The sequence below is a fragment of the Acinetobacter sp. MF4642 genome, from assembly GCF_002018925.1.
GTDB lineage: Bacteria > Pseudomonadota > Gammaproteobacteria > Pseudomonadales > Moraxellaceae > Acinetobacter > Acinetobacter johnsonii.
The window spans coordinates 15,817-34,833 of the sequence record NZ_MVON01000011.1 but is presented as its reverse complement, the minus strand read 5'-3'; the positions used below and the strand labels follow the sequence as shown (position 1 = coordinate 34,833).

The following is a 19,017-nucleotide window of genomic DNA, read 5'->3' as shown; positions in this document are numbered from 1 at the left end:
TTAGCGGGTTTTTAAAGTATGAATGTTTTTAAGCATTTTCACGCGCAATAGCACGATAACCAATATCTGTACGATATTGCATACCCGTAAATGTGACTTGACCACAAACTTCTAAAGCATTGATTTGCGCTTCAAGTACGGTATTGCCAAGAGCTGTGACACATAAAACACGACCACCCGCAGTCAAGATGTGACCGTCGGCACTCATTGTTGTGCCCGCATGGAAGATTTTTGTGTTTTCAGGAGATTGACCAAGACCAGAGATGACGTCACCTTGACGAACGGTTTCTGGGTAGCCTTCTGCAGCAAGAACAATACCAATTGATTTGCGTTCATCCCATTCAGCTTCTGCTGGAAGATTACCTGCAATACCAGCTTCAACCAGATCGACCAATGATGATTTTAAACGCATCATAATCGGCTGAGTTTCAGGGTCACCAAAACGACAGTTGAACTCGATCACTTTTGGTTGACCTTTGTCATCAATCATCAAGCCTGCGTATAAGAAACCTGTATAAATGTGACCGTCTTTTTTCATACCTTCAACGGTAGGACGCATCACTTCATTCATGGTTTTTTCAAATACATCTGCAGTCACCACAGGAGCAGGAGAGTAAGCACCCATACCACCCGTGTTTGGACCTTGGTCGCCTTCAAAAATACGCTTATGGTCTTGAGATGTTGCCATTGGTAAGATGTTGTCGCCATCAATCATACAAATGAAAGACGCTTCTTCACCAGCAAGGAATTCTTCGATCACAACACGAGAACCAGCATCACCAAACTTGTTGCCCGCCAACATGTCATCAATCGCATCAAAAGCTTCTTGATTAGTCATGGCTACAATTACGCCTTTACCCGCAGCAAGACCATCGGCCTTGATCACGATTGGCGCGCCATTTTTTTCAACAAATGCTTTCGCTGCATCGACTTCAGTAAATACATCGTAGAACGCAGTAGGAATGTTGTGGCGTTTTAAGAAGTGCTTAGCAAAGGCTTTTGAGCCTTCTAACTGGGCAGCAAATTGAGTTGGGCCCCAAATTTGAAGCTCTGCCGCGCGGCAAGCATCCACTACACCATTTACAAGCGGTGCTTCTGGACCCACAATAATCAAATCTACTGCATTGTTTTTTGCAAAGTCGATAATTGCAACATTGTCTAAAATGTTGAGTGCAACATTTTCACATTTGTTTTCTGTTGCAGTTCCTGCATTACCTGGTGCAACAAAAACTTTTGCAACTTTTTCATCTTGCGTGATTTTCCATGCCAACGCATGTTCACGACCGCCATTACCCAAAACTAAAATGTTCATCGGTTCATACTCCATGAATCGAAATGACATAAAGTCCTCAGCCTAAGAAGGAGAGGACTTTATGTAAGATTTAGAAATCTGTTTTAAACCACATGTATGACTTTGTCATTACGGTCTGCATCTATCACTTAGTGGCGGAAGTGACGCATGCCCGTGAAGACCATCGCAATACCTGCTTCGTCTGCAGCAGCAATGGTTTCTTCATCACGCATAGAACCACCCGGTTGAATGATACATTTAATGCCTGCTTTCGCTGCATTATCAATACCATCGCGGAATGGGAAGAATGCATCAGACGCCATTACAGCACCTTCAACCACTAAGCCTGCATGCTCCGCTTTAATTGCAGCAATACGCGCTGAGTTAACACGGCTCATTTGACCTGCGCCTACACCAATGGTTTGACGACCTTTAGCATAAACAATGGCATTTGATTTCACGTATTTCGCAACTTTCCATGCAAAAATTAAGTCATCAATTTCAGCATCCGTTGGTGCACGTTTCGTCACGACTTTTAGATCATCTTTGGTGATCATGCCTAAGTCTTGGTCTTGAACCAATAAACCGCCATTTACGCGTTTATAGTCAAGTTGTGGCGCACGTTCATCAAGTGCCGGTAATTCACCACAAACGAGAACACGAACATTTTTCTTCGCGCCAGTGACTTCAAGTACGCCTTCAGCAATGCTTGGCGCAATGATCACTTCCACAAACTGACGGTCAACAATCGCTTGTGCAGTTGCAACGTCTAATTCACGGTTGAATGCAATGATGCCGCCAAAAGCTGATTCAGGATCTGTCGCATAAGCCAAGTTATATGCCGCTTGAATACCATCTAAAGACACCGCAACGCCACATGGGTTTGCGTGTTTAACGATGACACAAGCAGGTTTTGCAAATGATTTCACACATTCAAGTGCGGCATCTGTATCTGCAATGTTGTTATAAGAAAGTTCTTTACCTTGAAGTTGTTTCGCTGTTGAAACAGAGGCTTCAGTTGCTGTGCTTTCTACATAGAATGCTGCTGACTGATGCGGGTTTTCACCATAACGCAAGTCTTGAGCTTTATTTAATTGTGTATTGAAGGTACGTGCAAACTTGTCTGCTTGACCTTCTTCCTTGCCTACGCGAGCGCCTAGGTAAGAAGCAATCATGCCATCATACTGTGCTGTATGTTCAAATGCTTTAACGGCTAAGTCAAAACGAGTTTCGTAAGACAAAGCACCATTTGCTTTTAGCTCAGCAACAACAGTGTCATAGTCTGTAGCATTGACCACAATACCGACAGAAGCATGGTTTTTTGCCGCAGCGCGAACCATAGTTGGACCGCCGATGTCGATATTTTCAATCGCATCCGCAAGTGAGCAGTTTGGTTTAGCGACTGTTGCAGCAAATGGGTAAAGGTTTACAACCACAAGATCGATCGCATCGATATTGTGTTCAGCCATCACAGCTTCGTCTAGACCGCGACGAGCTAAGATACCACCATGAATTTTCGGGTGTAGCGTTTTTACACGACCATCCATCATTTCTGGGAAACCCGTATGCTCTGAAACTTCAACTACAGCGATATTGTTGTCTTTTAACAACTTATATGTACCGCCAGTAGATAAAATTTCTACCCCTAGAGCAACAAGGTTTTGAGCGAACTCAACAATGCCAGTTTTATCGGAAACAGAGATTAAAGCGCGTTTAATGGTCATGATCTTCGTCACAGTTATCAAGAATTAAAACAAAAAGCCAAAAATAGCAGGTAAAAAAAATGCCCGCGGAAGCCGCAAGCATTTTATCATTTATTCACTCATTAAACCGTGAGCTTTCAACTTTTTACGTAAAGTTCCACGGTTAAGTCCTAGAATCTCAGCAGCACGTGTTTGGTTACCGCGGGTATATTCTAAAACTACAGATAGAAGAGGTTTCTCCATTTCTGCCAGCACCATGTCGTAGACCTGAGATGGTTGCTCGCCTTGCAGTTGTGCAAAATAGTGGCGAACTGCGCGATCTACGTGAATACGAAGAGCGACATCAGACTGTGCAGTAAAAATAGGAGATTTGCTATTCATGCGAAGTAATCCGAAAAATCTAAATATCACTTGGGTAAAGTGACATATATAAAGTGGTCTAAAATTAAAATGAACTTCGTTTTAGATCCTAAAACGACTAGTTCTAAAACTGTACATTTAGCATGCCACAATATCGCTAAGTTGGTCGAAATATAAGCGTAACAATAGTTAAATATTTGTTACCGACCTTTTTTAAACAAAAAAATCTGCTCAATACGCGATATTTCGATAACGCGCATTTTTGCTGATGTTCTATTTGTATTAAAAGACTGAGGAGATTGCAGCACTAAGCTTTTGTGGCGCGTATCATACCATTGTCTAAGAAAAAGTGAGCAAGAAAACTGCATTTTTTTTCACTTTTTTTACATTTTTTTTAAATTTTAGGGCTGGACTATTTCTAAACTGTAATGATTGAAGCTTTTACGGCTGACTGGCAAGCTAAATTTGAATTTGAACGGACTATTTTTAGGAATTCGTTTGATTCCAACCAGACTATCAATCAAATATTCATTTGCATGTAGTTGATAGGTTGAATCGACTTCACCATCCACTTTTAAAATGACCTTAAGATCTGGTAAGGGAAGACTGGTGTCATGATAGTTGATCAGTTCACCTGAAAATTGAGTTTTCTGTGCGTCTACACGTTTTACTTTTAATTTATTAATGCTGATCAGACTGTAACGTTCTTGTAGGCTGCTACAGTTCAGTACGAGACAAATTTTATTATAGGTTGCACCTAATGCGGGGCTATTATTGAGGATATGTGGGTTAAACCATAAGTATTGGAAACACAATAAAGCCAATAAGCTGAAGTTAATCACACCCCAAAGCATATAGTACATCGGGCTTTTTTGCGGTTTCGCTGGATTGTTGTCTGCCAAGTTCATGGCAGGATAGTTACCAATCGGGTCGGTACTAAAATAGTTTAAATTGTTTAAATAGGTTTTGAGGTCAATGTTGGAGTGCTCAACTTTCAGGTTGAAAATATCAAGCAAATTTGATGTCGACATTGAAAGCGCAGCAGATTGTGATAAATCAAAATGAATGCTGTCTACACGAGGAGAGGAAAATGCTGAATTTGAAGACATGCTCATGTCATTCTGATTCGACGATCTTTCCTCACCTGTGTCAAAAGTATGACCCGTGGTTAAATGCGAGAGCGCATTAAAGGTCATCGAACACTTTGGGCAACAAACCATACCTTGCGCAACAGTGAGTTGTGCAACACTTACTTTGTAGATGGTTAGGCATTTAGGGCAAGAGGTTTGTTTGTCGCTCATAGTGTATTAAGAGTTCATTTAAAGGGTGTGGCGTTTACCCGAGATTCGGCACCAGTTTTCATCACGTTTCTCGACCTCTAATATATCAAAAAACTCAGAATAAACACTAGAAACATCAGAAACTTGCTCTTCAATTACACCTGCAAGTGCGAACTCTCCCTCAGATTTGACCAAAGTTGCGAATTCCGGCGCTAACATCATAAGCGGGCCTGCCAAAATATTTGCAACAAAGACATCTGCTTTTTGGTCAGCCAGCTCTAAATTAAACTCATCTGGTAAGCCGACATAAAGGTTCTCAGCCACGCCATTGAGCGCCGCATTTTGTTCAGTGGCTAAAATTGCTTGTGGATCAATATCTGTGGCATAGACTTTTTTTGCACCAAGAAGTAGAGCAGCAACACCTAAAATACCTGAACCGCAACCATAGTCGATCACGATTTTATCTTTAACATCAGTTTTACCTAACCACTGCAGGCAAAGAAAAGTAGAGGCATGGTTCCCCGTGCCAAACGCTAAGCCTGGATCAAGTTTAATGTTGACTGCATCTGGTTCTGGTGCTTCCATCCATTCAGGAACGATCCAGTATTTGTCAGCAATTTGAATTGGTTCGTAGGCATCCATCCATGTGCGTTCCCATTCTTGGTCTTCAAGAAATTCGCTACGCATCGGTGCATCAGGCATTTGAGTGCGAATAAAAGTTTCTAATGCATTGACATCAATTTCTTCATCGTCTTCTTGCGCATAAATACCTGTCACAATGACTTTATTCCAAAGTGGCGTTTCACCTGGAAGTGGTTCAAGTAAGTCTTGGTTTTCTGCATCATCTAATGTGACACTGACTGCACCCAAAGATTCTAAAAGGGTTTCAGTAAAATCGACTTGCGCTTGATCAACCGTAATATGAATTTGTAGCCACTTCACAGGAATAACCTAATATTTATGTATAAATAAATATTGTAGCGGAACGGGGGACAGTTCGACAGCATTCCTCAAAATAAAAAAGGATGCCGAAGCATCCTTAGACCAATATCAGTTCTAGGCTTGTTCTGTGCTGGTTTGAACCGATGGGGCATAACGGTTGAGTAATGTCCCAAAGATGGCAGCAAAGATATACATAAAAATAGAATAGACAGCTGCGGGCATGGCGATGGTGGTACTGGCCATCACGGTGAGTGCAATGGTCATGGCAAGGGTGCTGTTATGAATGCCAATTTCAAATGCACAAGCCCGTGCTTGAGCACTGTTGATCCCCAGTAGTCGCGGTACAAAATAACCAATCATTAAACTACAAATACAGAAAATGACTGTGGCTAAACCGACCTGAGTCAGATACTCCAGAATATGGGCGCGTTCTTTGGCTATTGCGCCAACAATGATTAAGACTAAAAACACAACAGAAAAAATACGTAAGGGTTTATTCAGCTTCTTGGTAAAAGAGGGTGCATAGTGGCGAATTAGCATACCAATACAGACAGGGATAAGAATAATTGAGAAAACCTGTAAGATTTTACTAAACTGCATACTGACGTGTTGTCCATCCTGCATAAAGTACTGAATGGCAAAGTTGACAATTAGCGGTAAGGTAAACGCTGCAATAACGGAGTTAATGGCTGTTAATGTAATATTGAGCGCAATATCACCTTTAAACAAATAGCTAAATAAATTTGCAGTACTGCCACCAGGAGAAGCTGCTAATAGCATTAAGCCAACGGCAAGCAATGGCGGTAAGTTGAGCACTTTGCAAATCACAAAGGCAATTCCAACAAGAAGTACCAACTGACAAAATAAAGCAACCAATACTGCTTTGGGGTGTTTGCTCACACGTGCAAAATCTTTTGGGGTTAACTCTAAGCCCAAGCCAATCATGATGATGGCAAGAGCTAGAGGTAACATAATAGTGATAATTCCTGAATCCATAGGTGTATATTCTCCTTAAAATTATATAAATCATGACCGTGAAATTATTCAGCTGCGGTCTCTTTCTTCAAAAATAAACTGTCATTTCTTCGCGAGATTAATAGGCCCAATAACGCAGCAAATACAAACATGAAAATAGAATAAATACCGGCAGGAATGGCCATGGCAGTGTTGCCTAAGACTGACAGGGCAAGTGTAATGGCAAGTGCGGTGTTGTGAATGGTGATCTCAAAAGAGCAGGTTAAGGCTTGTTTTTCTGGAATATTGGCCAGATGTGGCACAAAAAAACCAATAAACATACTACAGAAGCAGAATAAGGCTACGGCTGGCCCAATCTCAAACACATATTCAACAAAATTATGTCGCTCTAAGTACAGTGCGAGAAAAAAGATAAAAAGAAGACAGCTTGCAGACAAAATACGCATTGGGCGGTTTAATCTATCGGCAAGTTTTGGAAAGTAATAACGTAAAAACATGCCCATACTGACTGGAAGTAAAGTGATGAAAAAAACTTTCATCATTTTCATGGCGGGCATGTCAACGGGTTGTGATGTTTGTAGAAAGTACATCAGTGAAAAATTAATAATAAAAGGCAGGGTTAGTGTTGAAATGATGGAGTTCGTAGCCGTGAGAGTAATGTTGAGCGCAACATCACCTTTAAATAAATAGGTCAATAGGTTTGACGTTGGCCCACCTGGTGAGGCTGCAACGAGCATCAAACCAATCGAAAAAATAGGTGCTAAATTTAAAAACTGGCAAATGAGGAATGCAATGCCCACCAGCAGCACCAACTGTGAAAATAACGCGATGAAAATGACTTTGGGGTGCAGTGTGAGGCGATAAAAATCAGCTGGGCGTAGGTGTAAACCAAGACCCATCATCATTAATGCCAAAGTCAAAGGCAAAAAAACTGTAAACAATTCCGAATCCATGGAATACCTTTTTTATTCGTTTTTATCTTTTGTGTTTTTTGAGTGTATACAGAATTCAATAATTTACAAGGTAGAAAAAAGGGTAAAAAATGGACTATTTTTTACCCTCAATACAGCATGAAATTTAAGTTGTTTTGATTACATTCTTGGTTTAGGTGCTACAAAACCAAGGGCACATTTGCCTTTGATTTCTTTACCTTCGATATTGATTGATGTCGCTTTTGAGTCGCCTTGGCAAATGCTGGCTAACTCAGCTTCATCACCATGAATATTGGCATTTTTTGAGCTTGGGAAAAATTGAGGTTCACAGGTACCATTCCAAATAATGCCTCGATAGGCAAAACTAACCGCTGTTCCTTGTGACTTGCCTTTACAGACTTGTTGATAACGTTGACTGTCATAAACCTTTTCAACTTTGTCGTTGGCTGATACAAAAGGCGAAAAAAATAAACCGCAGAGAATGGATGAAAAAAGAATTTTCTTATTCATAATGCTTACCTTTGGTTGTTGTTTGATCAACTTATAGGATAAAAAATGATCAAATTAATGCAAGGCTTTTCAGGTAACAAAACGCATCCTTTGTTGAGTTTTTGCTACTGCTCTGCAAGTAAAATTACATAAACCTAGCGCTGGCGCAGTAAGCACAGCACCGCATATACAATAAATTCCACGGAATCTGTCAACTTACAATCGAAAATTTGCTATAATCTTTCGTTATCATTTTTAATCTCCTTTACCACTATGCATTATCCTAAAGTTTACGATGTCATTGTTATCGGCGGCGGTCACGCAGGTACAGAAGCAGCATTGGCTGCGGCACGTATGGGGCGACAGACTTTACTCTTAACTCATAATATTGAGACTTTAGGGCAGATGAGCTGTAATCCAGCAATTGGTGGTATTGGTAAATCGCATTTGGTGCGTGAAATTGATGCCTTAGGCGGTGCAATGGCATTGGCTGCCGATAAAGGGGGTATTCAGTTCCGTATCCTAAACTCACGTAAAGGTGCAGCCGTTCGTGCAACACGTGCGCAGGCAGACCGTATTCGCTATAAAGCCGCGATTCGTGACACTTTAGAAAACCAAGCAAATCTCGATATTTTCCAGCAAGCCGCAGACGACCTGATTGTTGAGGGTGATACCGTAAAAGGTGTTGTAACTCAAACGGGTATCCGCTTTGATGCGAAAACAGTCGTGCTCACCGCAGGAACGTTCTTGGGTGGTGTAATCCACGTTGGTCTTGAAAAATCAAGCGGTGGCCGTGCAGGTGATCCACCTTCAATTTCACTGGCACACCGTTTACGTGAATTGAATTTGCCGGTGGGTCGTTTAAAGACCGGTACACCACCACGTATTGATGCGCGTTCGGTTGATTTTTCTGTGATGATTCCACAGCCGGGTGATTTCCCATCACCGACTATGTCATTCATGGGTGATGCATCTATGCACCCTGAACAAGTGAATTGTTATATTACACATACCAATGAAAAAACCCATGACATCATCCGCGGCGGTTTAGACCGTTCACCGATGTACACTGGTGTTATTGAAGGTGTGGGGCCACGTTACTGCCCATCCATTGAAGACAAAATTCACCGTTTTGCCGATAAAGACTCACACCAAGTATTCTTAGAGCCTGAAGGTCTAGATACACATGAGCTTTATCCAAATGGTATTTCAACTTCACTTCCGTTTGATGTGCAGTTTGAGCTGGTTCGTTCAATTCGCGGGATGGAAAATGCGCACATTTTACGTCCGGGCTATGCTATTGAATACGATTATTTCAACCCGCAAGCGTTGAAATTTACTTTAGAAACCAAAGCTATTAATAACTTGTACTTTGCTGGTCAAATCAATGGTACGACAGGTTATGAAGAGGCGGGTGCACAAGGCTTGCTTGCAGGCTTAAACGCTGCGCGTCGTGCTTGGGATCAAGAGCAATGGACACCAAAACGTGATGAAGCCTATATTGGCGTATTGGTGGATGACTTGATTACGCTCGGTACGAAAGAACCGTACCGTATGTTTACTTCACGTGCCGAATATCGTTTGATGCTACGTGAAGACAATGCGGATCAACGTTTAACCCCAGTAGGCCGTGAAATGGGCTTGGTAGATGACGAGCGTTGGGCTGCTTACTGTGAAAAAATGGAAGCCGTTGAACAAGAAACTGGTCGCTTACAACACCTTTGGGCAGCACCAAACAACCCAATGGGCAAAAAATTTGTTGAAATGACGGGTGCAGATTTATCGAAAGAGTGTTCTGCGATTGATTTGTTAAAACGTCCGAATATTTCATTTGCTCAAATTGCGGAGCTCACAGGTTCTGAAGTCTCTGCACAAGTGGGCGATCAAATTGAAATCGCGGTGAAATATGCAGGTTATATTAACCGTCAGCATGAAGATGTCGCGCAAATGAAGCGTTTGGAAGAAACTAAAATTCCAGCCGATTTTAATTATGATGTCGTTTCAGGCTTATCTCGTGAAATTACTTTAAAATTGAAAGATGTACGTCCTGAGACATTGGCTCAAGCAAATCGTATTCCGGGGGTAACACCTGCAGCAGTGCAATTGATCATGATTACGATCCGTAAAAATGCACAAGCGAAAAAATCTGCTTAATATTTGAAAGTTATTGAAAAAGTCCGCTTTATGCGGGCTTTTTTTTGGGTAAAATCTGTGCAGGGGAAATATACAATAAAAAATAAGGTGAATTATGTCATTACATTATAAAAGCGGAGAAGAGATTCGCGCGGGTGATGTGGTTATCTGGCTCAATCAAAGTAGTGAGTTTTATCAATTTGATCAAGCCATTATGAAAGTTTGGGAGGTTGCTAAAACCAATGATGGAGAACTGGTTGGGGTAAATTTAATGCCACCAGAAGCAGAATCTCCTATGCAGATGCTGAGAGCTTTGGTTCGACCCAAAGATCCTGAGCCATCTTCTGACATTGTGAAAATGCAAGATGTTCCGGGACTCTATACCATTACACGATGGTTTTTACCCTTGGAGCAAGTATCTAAAAGTTTGGGATTGATTGAACGTATTGAGTGTTTTTCTGAGCATGAAACAGGACATGGAGCGTTAATCCTTCAACTCATTCGAGGTAAAGCCGAGCAACATCGGGGTATTTATCAATATTATTTGGCAGATCAAGCCTACCAAGAGCGTGAGTTTCAGCTCTATATTGATTTACTACGTCAATCTGCTCAGTCGGGTTATACCCCTGCGATGTGTCAGTTAGCGCAGCAATTATTCATAGGCGGAATTTTACAAAAAAGTCTAGAAGGAAGCTTTAACTGGTATCGAGAAGCCGCGTCCAAAAAGGATAGCATAGCGCTATATCAGTTGGCGGGATGCTATGCACGAAGTCATGGCACCGAACAAGATTTACAAAAAAGTTTGCAGCTCTTGGAACAGTCCTCCGAACAGGGTTGTTGGGCAGCCACATTGGGGTTGGCGGCTTATTATCGTTTTGGCTGGTTAACGTGTTTCTTGGTCAATTCAGTTTATCCAAATTATGGCGTGGTGAGCGAACATGTGATTAATTCGGCACGAGCATTTTATCTGTATCATCGAATCTCGTCACAAGCGCCCGAAACTGAAAAAGGTGTTTTGGCAAATGCTTATTATCATTTAGGCTGGATGTATCAAGATGGTATTGGGACTCAACAAGACTACGAGCAATGTGTCTATTGGTATCAAAAGTCTGCTGATCTGGGTAATCCCGTTGCGATCAATAATTTAGCGGATAAGTATGAGCATGGTTTAGGTGTACCACTTGATTTAGATATGGTAATTGGACTGTATCAACAAGTAGCAGGTCAGGTCATAGCGGCAGATTTAAGTTTGGGTCGTATGTATTTAGAAGGACGAGGTGTTGAGCAAGACTTCGAATTGGCTCGAAAACATTTAAATGTAGTACTGGATGCGCGTATCACTGGGATAGATGAGATGCAGGCAGAAGCAATGCAATTAATCGCATCCTTTACCGAAGAAAGTCCACTGCAACAGGCTCAACATGTTCTCAAAAATGCACGGGACTACTCAATTGATCAGGTTAATGAACAAATCCAAAAGATTGATTCATTTCTGCATATGGATGAAGCCAAACAACTATTCTTCAAACTATTTTTACTGAATGCCCAAAAAGGTGAGGCATCTTCACAGTACCAAGTGGGTTATTGGTATTTAAATGGCTTGTACACTGAGAAAAATTTGGAAGAAGCCGTATATTGGATTCAAAAAGCGGCTGATCAAAAAGACCAATATGCGGAATGTAAAATTGGCTATTTGTATGAAAAAGGGCTCTATTTTAATGCCGATTTAGACGTTGCACAAAAATGGTATGAGCGTTCATTACGAAAACCTTGTACATCGTATACGCCTGAATATATCGGAGAGCAGTTGAATCCAGAGTATTTAAAAATGTATGACAGAATCAATAATGAAGCCCTCAAGGGATTGGTGCGTATTGAAGAAAAGCGGCCTAAACGTAGCAAGTGGTAATTTTGGAAGAAATAAACGCGGATGATTTGTAACGATTGCTGATGAGGGCGGTTTTTGAGATCGGCATTTGGAAATGCAGAAGGCTAATCCTAAGCCTGCTGACTATAAGGTCTGCTTTTTGTTTTGGAAGATATACAAAGCAAAAGAGTTGTTTAAGATAAAAACAGATAAAAATAGCCAATCATGTTATTTCACAAAAGCCCCACTGTATTTTAAATTGATTTAACGTTCTTAACATGAGGTCAACACCATGACGATGAAATCGATCCGTTTTAACAGTGGAGAGCTTGCATGCCAATGCTAGTTTGTATCAATCATCAAAAACAGCGCACTTATCTTGGTTTAGGGGAGGCATTAAACCAAGATGAGCAATGAAAACGACAAACCCAAGCAATTCAAATATCTAATACCAAAAAAACTGTAAAGCCCCGAATACTTGGGGCTTTTTTTATTTTAGTCGGTGATGGTCTGATTAACTGCATCACGAACTTCTTTGGGTTCAATGTGACTAATTTTATGCCCAAAACTACGTAACCACCACACCAGTTGATTGGTAAAAGGGACGGTCGCATGAACCAAGATTTGCCCATTTCCAAGCGGTTCTAAAACCTGATTGGTGCTGAGTTTGGTTTCTTCCAAATACAGTGCATCTATTTCAGTCATAGTCAGGGTGAGTGCAACGGTTTCTGTGGGTTTTGAAAAGTCTACACGGAAACCTAATGCACCCGATTCGATGTATTCATCGATATCGAAATTGACTGGGTGTAAGGCACGAGTGTTTAAAACCGTCGCTGATTTGAAACGGTGCAGTGCAAAGGTTTGAATATCAGTTTTGTCGTGGCGGGTACAAATCAGATAAATAATTGCACCTTTTTGAACCAATGCGAGTGGATTGAGCGTATACGTTTTTGCTTCAGCTGCTTGGTTTAAACCTTGATAAACGCATTCTAGTTGTTTGTCTTGGAGTAGTCCTTCATAGATGGCTTGCTGCGCTGTTTTTTCCACAATCGGGGGAATCAGCGGTTGTGTCGCCGGGACAATGCGTACGCGGTTAATCCATTGGCGCACATTGTTTTGAGTAGAGAGGCTACGACGTGCTAAGTCAAACCACGGGTTCATTTCTTCAATTAAGCTGGGAGGAAGAAGATGTTTAAGGTGTTCTTCAACCATCATAAACGTCACCGCCTGAGAGCTGGTCATGTGCGGTAAGCTTTGAATCGGAGCATCAGAACGCCAACGCCAACCTTGAGGTACAGCGCCATTGTTTTCAATCGGAAAGCGTTGAGAGATTTGATTTAAATCACGTTGAATGGTTCGCAAAGTAATATCGATGCCTTCACGTTGTAAAATCTCTTGCAGCTCTCGAGTTCCCATCCATTTTCCAGTGGAAAGACGAGACAAAATTTGCCATTGGCGATAGAGACTATTGGACGTTTCTTTTTCTTGTATAGACATAGTTTAATAAAATTTAGGAGTCGAAATTACTTACTTGAATGTGAACACAATAAGAAAACTCATTCGTTTAAGCAAGCTTTGCTTGAAATTTTTCAGTTATATTTTTTGACACAACTTAATGCGAAATAGAATTGAAGCAATGCGTTTTTTATCGATTAATAAACAAAGCATCTTTAGAAATCCATGGCATAGATATTGCTACGTATGGGTTACATATCGATAACAATTGAGAGGTTTGTATGTTTAAAGAAGATAAAGATACAAATGTAAATACGATGTTGGACGGATATAAGCTTAACTCTCCTGTATTAAATCCGATTCACTCTCATGATCGTCTATCGAGCCAGTCTGTTGGATTGTTTCATCAAATAACCTCGAATTTCTTTAATGAAATGACAGATGACCAAGCGATGTCGGGTGAGGCTTGTGCGCGTATTGAGCACTGGTTGTCACAGCATAGTGTAGAAGAACTCGAAGAACTGAACCAAATTGCCAAACAGCATTTTTTATATGAAGGTATTACGTTTACTGTATATGGTGAATCTGAGGGTATTGAGCGCACCATTCCTTATGATTTAATTCCACGTGTGATCGCTAAACAACAATGGAATAAAATCTCCCTTGGCTCTGCTCAACGTGTGCGGGCTTTAAATCTATTTTTACATGATATTTATCATCAACAAGACATTCTCAAAGCGAAAATTATTCCAGAACTGCAAGTGTTGACGCATGAGGCTTATCAACCGCATATGTATGAGCACCGTTTAAAAGGTCAGATTTATAGCCAAATTAGTGGAATTGATATTATCCGTGATGGGCAGGGTGAGTTTTATGTACTTGAAGATAATTTAAGAACGCCGTCGGGCGTGTCTTATATGCTTGAAAGTCGTAAGATTAGTGAAAAACTCATGCCAGATTTGATGCAGAAGAACCATATTTTAGGCATAGAACAATATCCACAATTACTTAAACAAATTTTGGCTGAAAATGCTTATGTCGATCAGCCTTTCATCGTGGTGTTGACACCGGGACGTTTTAATAGTGCCTATTATGAACATGCTTTTTTAGCCCGTGAAATGGATGTGCCTTTGGTGACTTCGCGCGATTTGTTTGTAGAGCATGATAAGGTCTATGTCAAAACCATTCGGGGCCGTCAACGAGTGGATGTGATTTACCGCCGTTTGGATGATGCTTATCTTGATCCGCTGTGCTTTATGCCGAACAGTACTTTAGGTGTCGCAGGGTTGATGTCGGCTTATTTGAGTCATAACGTGGTTATTGCGAATGCACCAGGCACAGGGGTTGCGGATGATAAATCGATTTATCCTTATGTCGATAAAATGATTCAGTTTTATTTAGGTGAAAAACCTATCTTAAAAAATGTTCCGACATATCAATGCCGTGACAAGCAAGATTTGGCTTATGTACTGGAGAACCTTGAGCAGTTAGTGGTCAAAGAGGCGCAAGGTTCGGGTGGGTATGGTATGCTGATTGGACCGCAAGCCTGTAAAAGCCAAATTGAGCAATTTAGAGATAAGCTCATGGCGACGCCGCATTTATATATTGCCCAGCCCACTTTAGAGCTTTCAGTTAGTCCAACCATGACTGAATCGGGTGTGTCTGAGCGTCATATTGACCTTAGACCGTTTGTGCTCAGTTCACCCTATCGTACCGAAATTGTCCCTGGCGGTTTAACACGTGTTGCGATGAAAGAAGGTTCGTTGGTGGTCAACTCATCCCAAGGAGGAGGAATTAAAGACACTTGGGTCGTGGAAAACTTACATTCATAAAATAAACAAATATGAGGGTAGAACTATGATTTTATTAAGCACCAATGCTGAAAATATTTTTTGGTTAGGGCGTTATTTAACACGTACTCAATATTTGTGTGCTCAGTTTCCGTTTACCCAAGATCAGCCTGCAATGGATTATGCGCATGCATTTTGTTTGCCTGCTTTTGATGCGTGCTCACTGAATGAGCTGATTTTAAACCCAAACAATCCTGCTTCATTTAACCAGCAATTTCAAAGCGCCAAGAGTAATGTTCAAGACTTGCGCGGGATTTTATCTGCAAAGGCATATGCGGAACTGAATCAATTTATCAAAAATGCCACTGAAAACACCGCCTACATTTGTGATGTGGTTGGAGAGTGTCAGGATGTACTTGAGTCTGAAGCCAGTGATGTCTTTTTATTCTTTAGTTTGGGGCAAATGATTGAGCAGCTTGACCGTCAAATTCGCCTGAAACAAGATGCACAAAATACTTTAGTTGAAATAGAAAACATCGTCATGTTGTTAAAAGAAATGGGCTGGCTAAATTTGGCACAGGCTTGGCTAGAGCTCAAATCACAACCTGATGCGATGAATTTTTATCATTTTAGTGATTATATTCAACAATTGTTTGAGGTTGATGTATGAAACTTATGATCAATCACCAAACGCATTATCAATATAGTGAATTGGCCCTGAACAGCATTCAATATATCAAAATGACACCCACGAATAATTCGCACCAAAAGGTATGTCACTGGCATGTGAGTGTGCCAGGAGAGCGTGAAGAAAAACGGGATGCGTTTCATAATATTTGGATTACCAGTTCGCAACGTGAAGCCTATCAACAGTTGACCATTATGGCGCAGGGCATTGTTGAAATTAATAGCTTGGCAGAACATGGCATCCAAGATCGTCTGAATCCTAATTTATTTTTACAGCCGACGCTCAATACCCAGTGTAATGCCGAAATGAAGGCATTTGCACATCAGTATGTGTCTGAGCTGAATCGGGAAAGTTTGATGAAACTGTCAGAAGCAGTTTTAGCGCATATCCCTTATGTACCTGCTGAAACCTCGGTGCTAACTTCGGCAATCGATGCATTCAATGGGCAGCAAGGCGTATGTCAGGACCATAGTCATGTTTTTATTGCCATGTGTAAGCATCTTGGCTTACCGGTACGTTATGTATCAGGGTATTTGCATGTGCCTGAAACTTCACACCTTGCCAGTCACGCGTGGGCCGAGGTGTATATTGATGATGCATGGTATTGTTTTGATACCAGTAATCAATTGTTCAAACCACAGTCACATATCTATGTAGCTATTGGGCGCGATTATTGGGATGTAGCTCCCGTTCGTGGCGTACGTGAAAAAGGTGGGGTGGAATCGATGCATTCCATGGTACAAGTTTTAAGTTGTTAAGGTTTAGCTGAAAAAGGATGTTCTATGACCTATTGTTGTGCACTTCGTCTTCAAGATGGTTTGGTTTTTATAAGTGATACGCGTACGAATGCAGGTGTAGACCATATATCCGTGTTTAGGAAACTGTATACCTTTGGTGTGGAGGGTGAACGCTTTATTGCGATTCAAACCTCAGGAAACTTAGCAACGACCCAAGCGGTGATTGGGCATTTAAAAAATCATCTGGAGTTAAGCCAAGAACCCAATTTATATAGTGTCAATACCATGTTCGAAGCGGCTGAGTTGGTCGGGCATACTTTGAAAAAAGTCTTGGCGGATATGGCACCAGACACGCAAGAACAAAGTAATTACTACTGCAGCTTATTGGTCGGTGGGCAAATTAAAGGGGCTGAAATGCAACTTTACAATATCTACCCGCAGGGCAATTTTATTTGTGCGACCAAAGATACGCCGTATTTTCAAATTGGTGAAAGTAAATATGGCAAGCCAATTCTAGATCGTGCATTACGGTATGACATGCCCTTAGACGAAGCGGTGAAGTGTAGTTTGATTTCTTTTGATTCAACCTTGCGGTCTAATGTTTCTGTCGGTTTGCCCTTAGATGCTTTGGTGTACACGAGAGATAGTTTACATATTCCAGTGGGTAAGCGGATTGATGAAGAAGATCCGTATTTTTCAAGCATTAGCAAGCAATGGTCAGATACATTAAGAAAAGGATTGCAAGAATTGGCAAAGCCGACGGATGACTATTTAGTATAAACGTGCTAAATGCTAAAAATAATGAAATCAATCAATTGGGGGAGTCTATGCAGCAAATTTGCTATGCAAGTACTTCAACTTCGGATCATGTACAGCTTCTTCAAGATGTTCGGGACATTTTAAGAGAAGCACGTGATTTTAATGCATTGCATAATATTTCAGGTGTTCTTTATTATGCAGATCAGCATTATTTCCAGTGCTTAGAAGGGGATGAAGCTGCTTTAGAATTATTAATGTCAAAATTATTGAAAGACCCTAGACATAAAGATATTAAAGTCTTTGAGGCGAAAACGATTCACGCGGCACATTTTAGAGCTTGGGGCATGAAGTATGTGCAACGTATGAGTAGCGTACATACCAAAATGCGTGAGATGGGTTTTGCAAAATTTGAACCGCAGAGTATGAGTCAACAACAAATTGATCAGTTGTTACAAGACCTTTACGATGCCCAGTCTGATGAGAGTTTGTGTTGAAAAAAGCCCAAGTAGAACTTGGGCTTTTTTTGTTAGATTTGCTTACGTATAGGGCGATTACTTAACCGGCAAAGTAGCTCATAACCAATGGTTCCATTGGCTTCCGCAACATCGTCAACTAAGCGGTTTTCACCCCAGAGCTCAACCTTTGTACCGAGTTTGGCGTTTAAACCCGTCACATCGATCGCAATCATGTCCATTGCTACTCGGCCCACAACAGCTACTGCCTGACCATTTATAGCAACATAGTTTTGCTTTGAAAATGCACGTGGATAGCCATCACCATAACCAATCGAAACAATGGCCAGTTCAGTTTCTTGGTTTGCGACAAAATGCGAACCATAGCCGACACCTTCACCTGCTTGAATGGTATTTAATGCAATAATTTCCGCCGTGAAGGTCATAACTGGCTTTAAGTCCAAGTCGTGTGCATTTTTATCGGCAAAAGGTGATGCACCGTAAAGCATGATGCCGGGACGAACAAAATCAAAATGAAGTTCAGGCCATTTAAAAATAGCAGCTGAGTTACAACATGAGGCTAGGATGGGTGAACACGCTTCTTTGATGTGTAGAAATTGCGCACGTTGCTGTTCATTGAGTGGGTGGTCAGCATCGGCGTTGGCAAAGTGCATTGCTAGGACACATGTAAAGCCTTCTGCTTTTAAAGTGTTGATGACATCAATGATTTCGGCAACTTTAAAGCCTAAACGGTTCATACCGCTATTGAGTTTTGCCCATACTTTAAGCTTTTGTGCGATATACGCGGTTTTATGTGAGATTAACCAATCGACTTGTTGTTGCTGATGAACCACACACTCGATATTTTGCTCAATGACGGTTTGCATTTCATCTGCTGAGAAAACACCTTCAATCAGTGTAATCGGTTGTGTAAAGCCGAGTTCACGAATCTCTAATGCTTCTTGTAAACAGGCGACACCAAAGGCATCGGTTTCACTTAAGGCTGCTAAACAGTCTTTGACTCCGTGTCCATAAGCATTGGCTTTGACCATGCTGACGATTTTCGCGTTTGGGGCAAGTTGTTTGACACGGTTTAAATTATATTGCAGCGCTTGGCTATCAATATAAACTGTTGCTTGACGCACCCTAATTACTCCTACAGGG

Annotated in this window: 17 protein-coding genes; 7 read left to right on the top strand and 10 right to left on the bottom strand. The window is 41.2% G+C overall.

Annotated elements, in window-relative coordinates; all coding sequences use genetic code 11:
• Positions 1 to 28: 28 nt before the first annotated feature.
• The 8 genes from purD to MF4642_RS08070 all read right to left on the bottom strand — a co-directional run bounded on the left by purD (position 29) and on the right by MF4642_RS08070 (position 7,993).
• Complete coding sequence (gene purD, locus MF4642_RS08105) at positions 29 to 1,312, bottom strand: phosphoribosylamine--glycine ligase (protein WP_078425914.1); 1,284 nt, start codon at positions 1,310 to 1,312, stop codon at positions 29 to 31.
• Positions 1,313 to 1,440: 128 nt separating this feature from the next.
• Complete coding sequence (gene purH / locus MF4642_RS08100; RefSeq protein WP_078425887.1) at positions 1,441 to 3,015, bottom strand: bifunctional phosphoribosylaminoimidazolecarboxamide formyltransferase/IMP cyclohydrolase; 1,575 nt, start codon at positions 3,013 to 3,015, stop codon at positions 1,441 to 1,443.
• A 90-nt stretch (positions 3,016 to 3,105) separates the two neighbouring features.
• Positions 3,106 to 3,375, bottom strand: coding sequence for a DNA-binding transcriptional regulator Fis (fis, locus tag MF4642_RS08095; protein ID WP_001086304.1), 270 nt, complete (start codon positions 3,373 to 3,375; stop codon positions 3,106 to 3,108).
• A 380-nt stretch (positions 3,376 to 3,755) separates the two neighbouring features.
• Positions 3,756 to 4,655 carry a DUF3426 domain-containing protein gene (locus tag MF4642_RS08090; protein WP_078425886.1) on the bottom strand — a complete coding sequence of 300 codons (900 nt, stop codon included), beginning with the start codon at positions 4,653 to 4,655 and terminating at the stop codon, positions 3,756 to 3,758.
• Positions 4,656 to 4,673: 18 nt separating this feature from the next.
• A complete protein-coding gene (gene prmA, locus MF4642_RS08085; RefSeq protein ID WP_004696394.1) occupies positions 4,674 to 5,576 on the bottom strand; it encodes a 50S ribosomal protein L11 methyltransferase in 903 nt (300 codons plus the stop codon).
• Positions 5,577 to 5,690: 114 nt separating this feature from the next.
• Positions 5,691 to 6,572, bottom strand: coding sequence for a bile acid:sodium symporter family protein (locus MF4642_RS08080; protein ID WP_078425885.1), 882 nt, complete (start codon positions 6,570 to 6,572; stop codon positions 5,691 to 5,693).
• Between the two features lie 44 nt (positions 6,573 to 6,616).
• Positions 6,617 to 7,504, bottom strand: a complete 888-nt coding sequence (locus tag MF4642_RS08075) for a bile acid:sodium symporter family protein (RefSeq protein ID WP_078425884.1) — start codon at positions 7,502 to 7,504, stop codon at positions 6,617 to 6,619.
• 138 nt (positions 7,505 to 7,642) lie between these two features.
• Positions 7,643 to 7,993, bottom strand: a complete 351-nt coding sequence (locus tag MF4642_RS08070; RefSeq protein WP_004696401.1) for a hypothetical protein — start codon at positions 7,991 to 7,993, stop codon at positions 7,643 to 7,645.
• A 252-nt stretch (positions 7,994 to 8,245) separates the two neighbouring features.
• Between MF4642_RS08070 and mnmG the strand changes: the two genes are divergently transcribed.
• Positions 8,246 to 10,126, top strand: coding sequence for a tRNA uridine-5-carboxymethylaminomethyl(34) synthesis enzyme MnmG (gene mnmG / locus MF4642_RS08065; RefSeq protein WP_078425883.1), 1,881 nt, complete (start codon positions 8,246 to 8,248; stop codon positions 10,124 to 10,126).
• A gap of 94 nt (positions 10,127 to 10,220) precedes the next feature.
• Positions 10,221 to 12,014, top strand: a complete 1,794-nt coding sequence (locus MF4642_RS08060) for a tetratricopeptide repeat protein (protein WP_078425882.1) — start codon at positions 10,221 to 10,223, stop codon at positions 12,012 to 12,014.
• A gap of 453 nt (positions 12,015 to 12,467) precedes the next feature.
• Here the strand turns inward: MF4642_RS08060 and MF4642_RS08055 are convergent, their stop codons facing one another.
• Positions 12,468 to 13,469 (bottom strand): helix-turn-helix transcriptional regulator, encoded by a 1,002-nt coding sequence (locus MF4642_RS08055; RefSeq protein WP_078425881.1) that lies wholly within the window; start codon positions 13,467 to 13,469, stop codon positions 12,468 to 12,470.
• A gap of 239 nt (positions 13,470 to 13,708) precedes the next feature.
• Here MF4642_RS08055 and MF4642_RS08050 point away from each other — a divergent pair, with 239 nt between their 5' ends.
• Genes MF4642_RS08050 through MF4642_RS08030 form a run of 5 tightly spaced genes read left to right on the top strand, consistent with a single transcriptional unit; the run spans position 13,709 to position 17,895 of the window.
• Positions 13,709 to 15,259, top strand: coding sequence for a circularly permuted type 2 ATP-grasp protein (locus MF4642_RS08050; RefSeq protein WP_078425880.1), 1,551 nt, complete (start codon positions 13,709 to 13,711; stop codon positions 15,257 to 15,259).
• 25 nt (positions 15,260 to 15,284) lie between these two features.
• Positions 15,285 to 15,887, top strand: coding sequence for an alpha-E domain-containing protein (locus tag MF4642_RS08045; RefSeq protein WP_004982053.1), 603 nt, complete (start codon positions 15,285 to 15,287; stop codon positions 15,885 to 15,887).
• The gene (locus tag MF4642_RS08040; protein ID WP_078425879.1) at positions 15,884 to 16,663 is read left to right on the top strand and encodes a transglutaminase family protein; all 780 of its coding nucleotides are present in this window, start codon (positions 15,884 to 15,886) and stop codon (positions 16,661 to 16,663) included. Before MF4642_RS08045 ends, MF4642_RS08040 begins: the two co-directional genes overlap by 4 nt.
• A 24-nt stretch (positions 16,664 to 16,687) precedes the next feature.
• Positions 16,688 to 17,422: a proteasome-type protease gene (locus tag MF4642_RS08035; protein WP_004696423.1), complete on the top strand. Its 735-nt coding sequence runs from the start codon at positions 16,688 to 16,690 to the stop codon at positions 17,420 to 17,422.
• Positions 17,423 to 17,469: 47 nt separating this feature from the next.
• Positions 17,470 to 17,895 carry a BLUF domain-containing protein gene (locus MF4642_RS08030; protein WP_078425878.1) on the top strand — a complete coding sequence of 142 codons (426 nt, stop codon included), beginning with the start codon at positions 17,470 to 17,472 and terminating at the stop codon, positions 17,893 to 17,895.
• Between the two features lie 32 nt (positions 17,896 to 17,927).
• Here the strand turns inward: MF4642_RS08030 and alr are convergent, their stop codons facing one another.
• Complete coding sequence (gene alr / locus MF4642_RS08025) at positions 17,928 to 18,998, bottom strand: alanine racemase (protein ID WP_078425877.1); 1,071 nt, start codon at positions 18,996 to 18,998, stop codon at positions 17,928 to 17,930.
• Between the last annotated feature and the right edge of the window lie 19 nt (positions 18,999 to 19,017).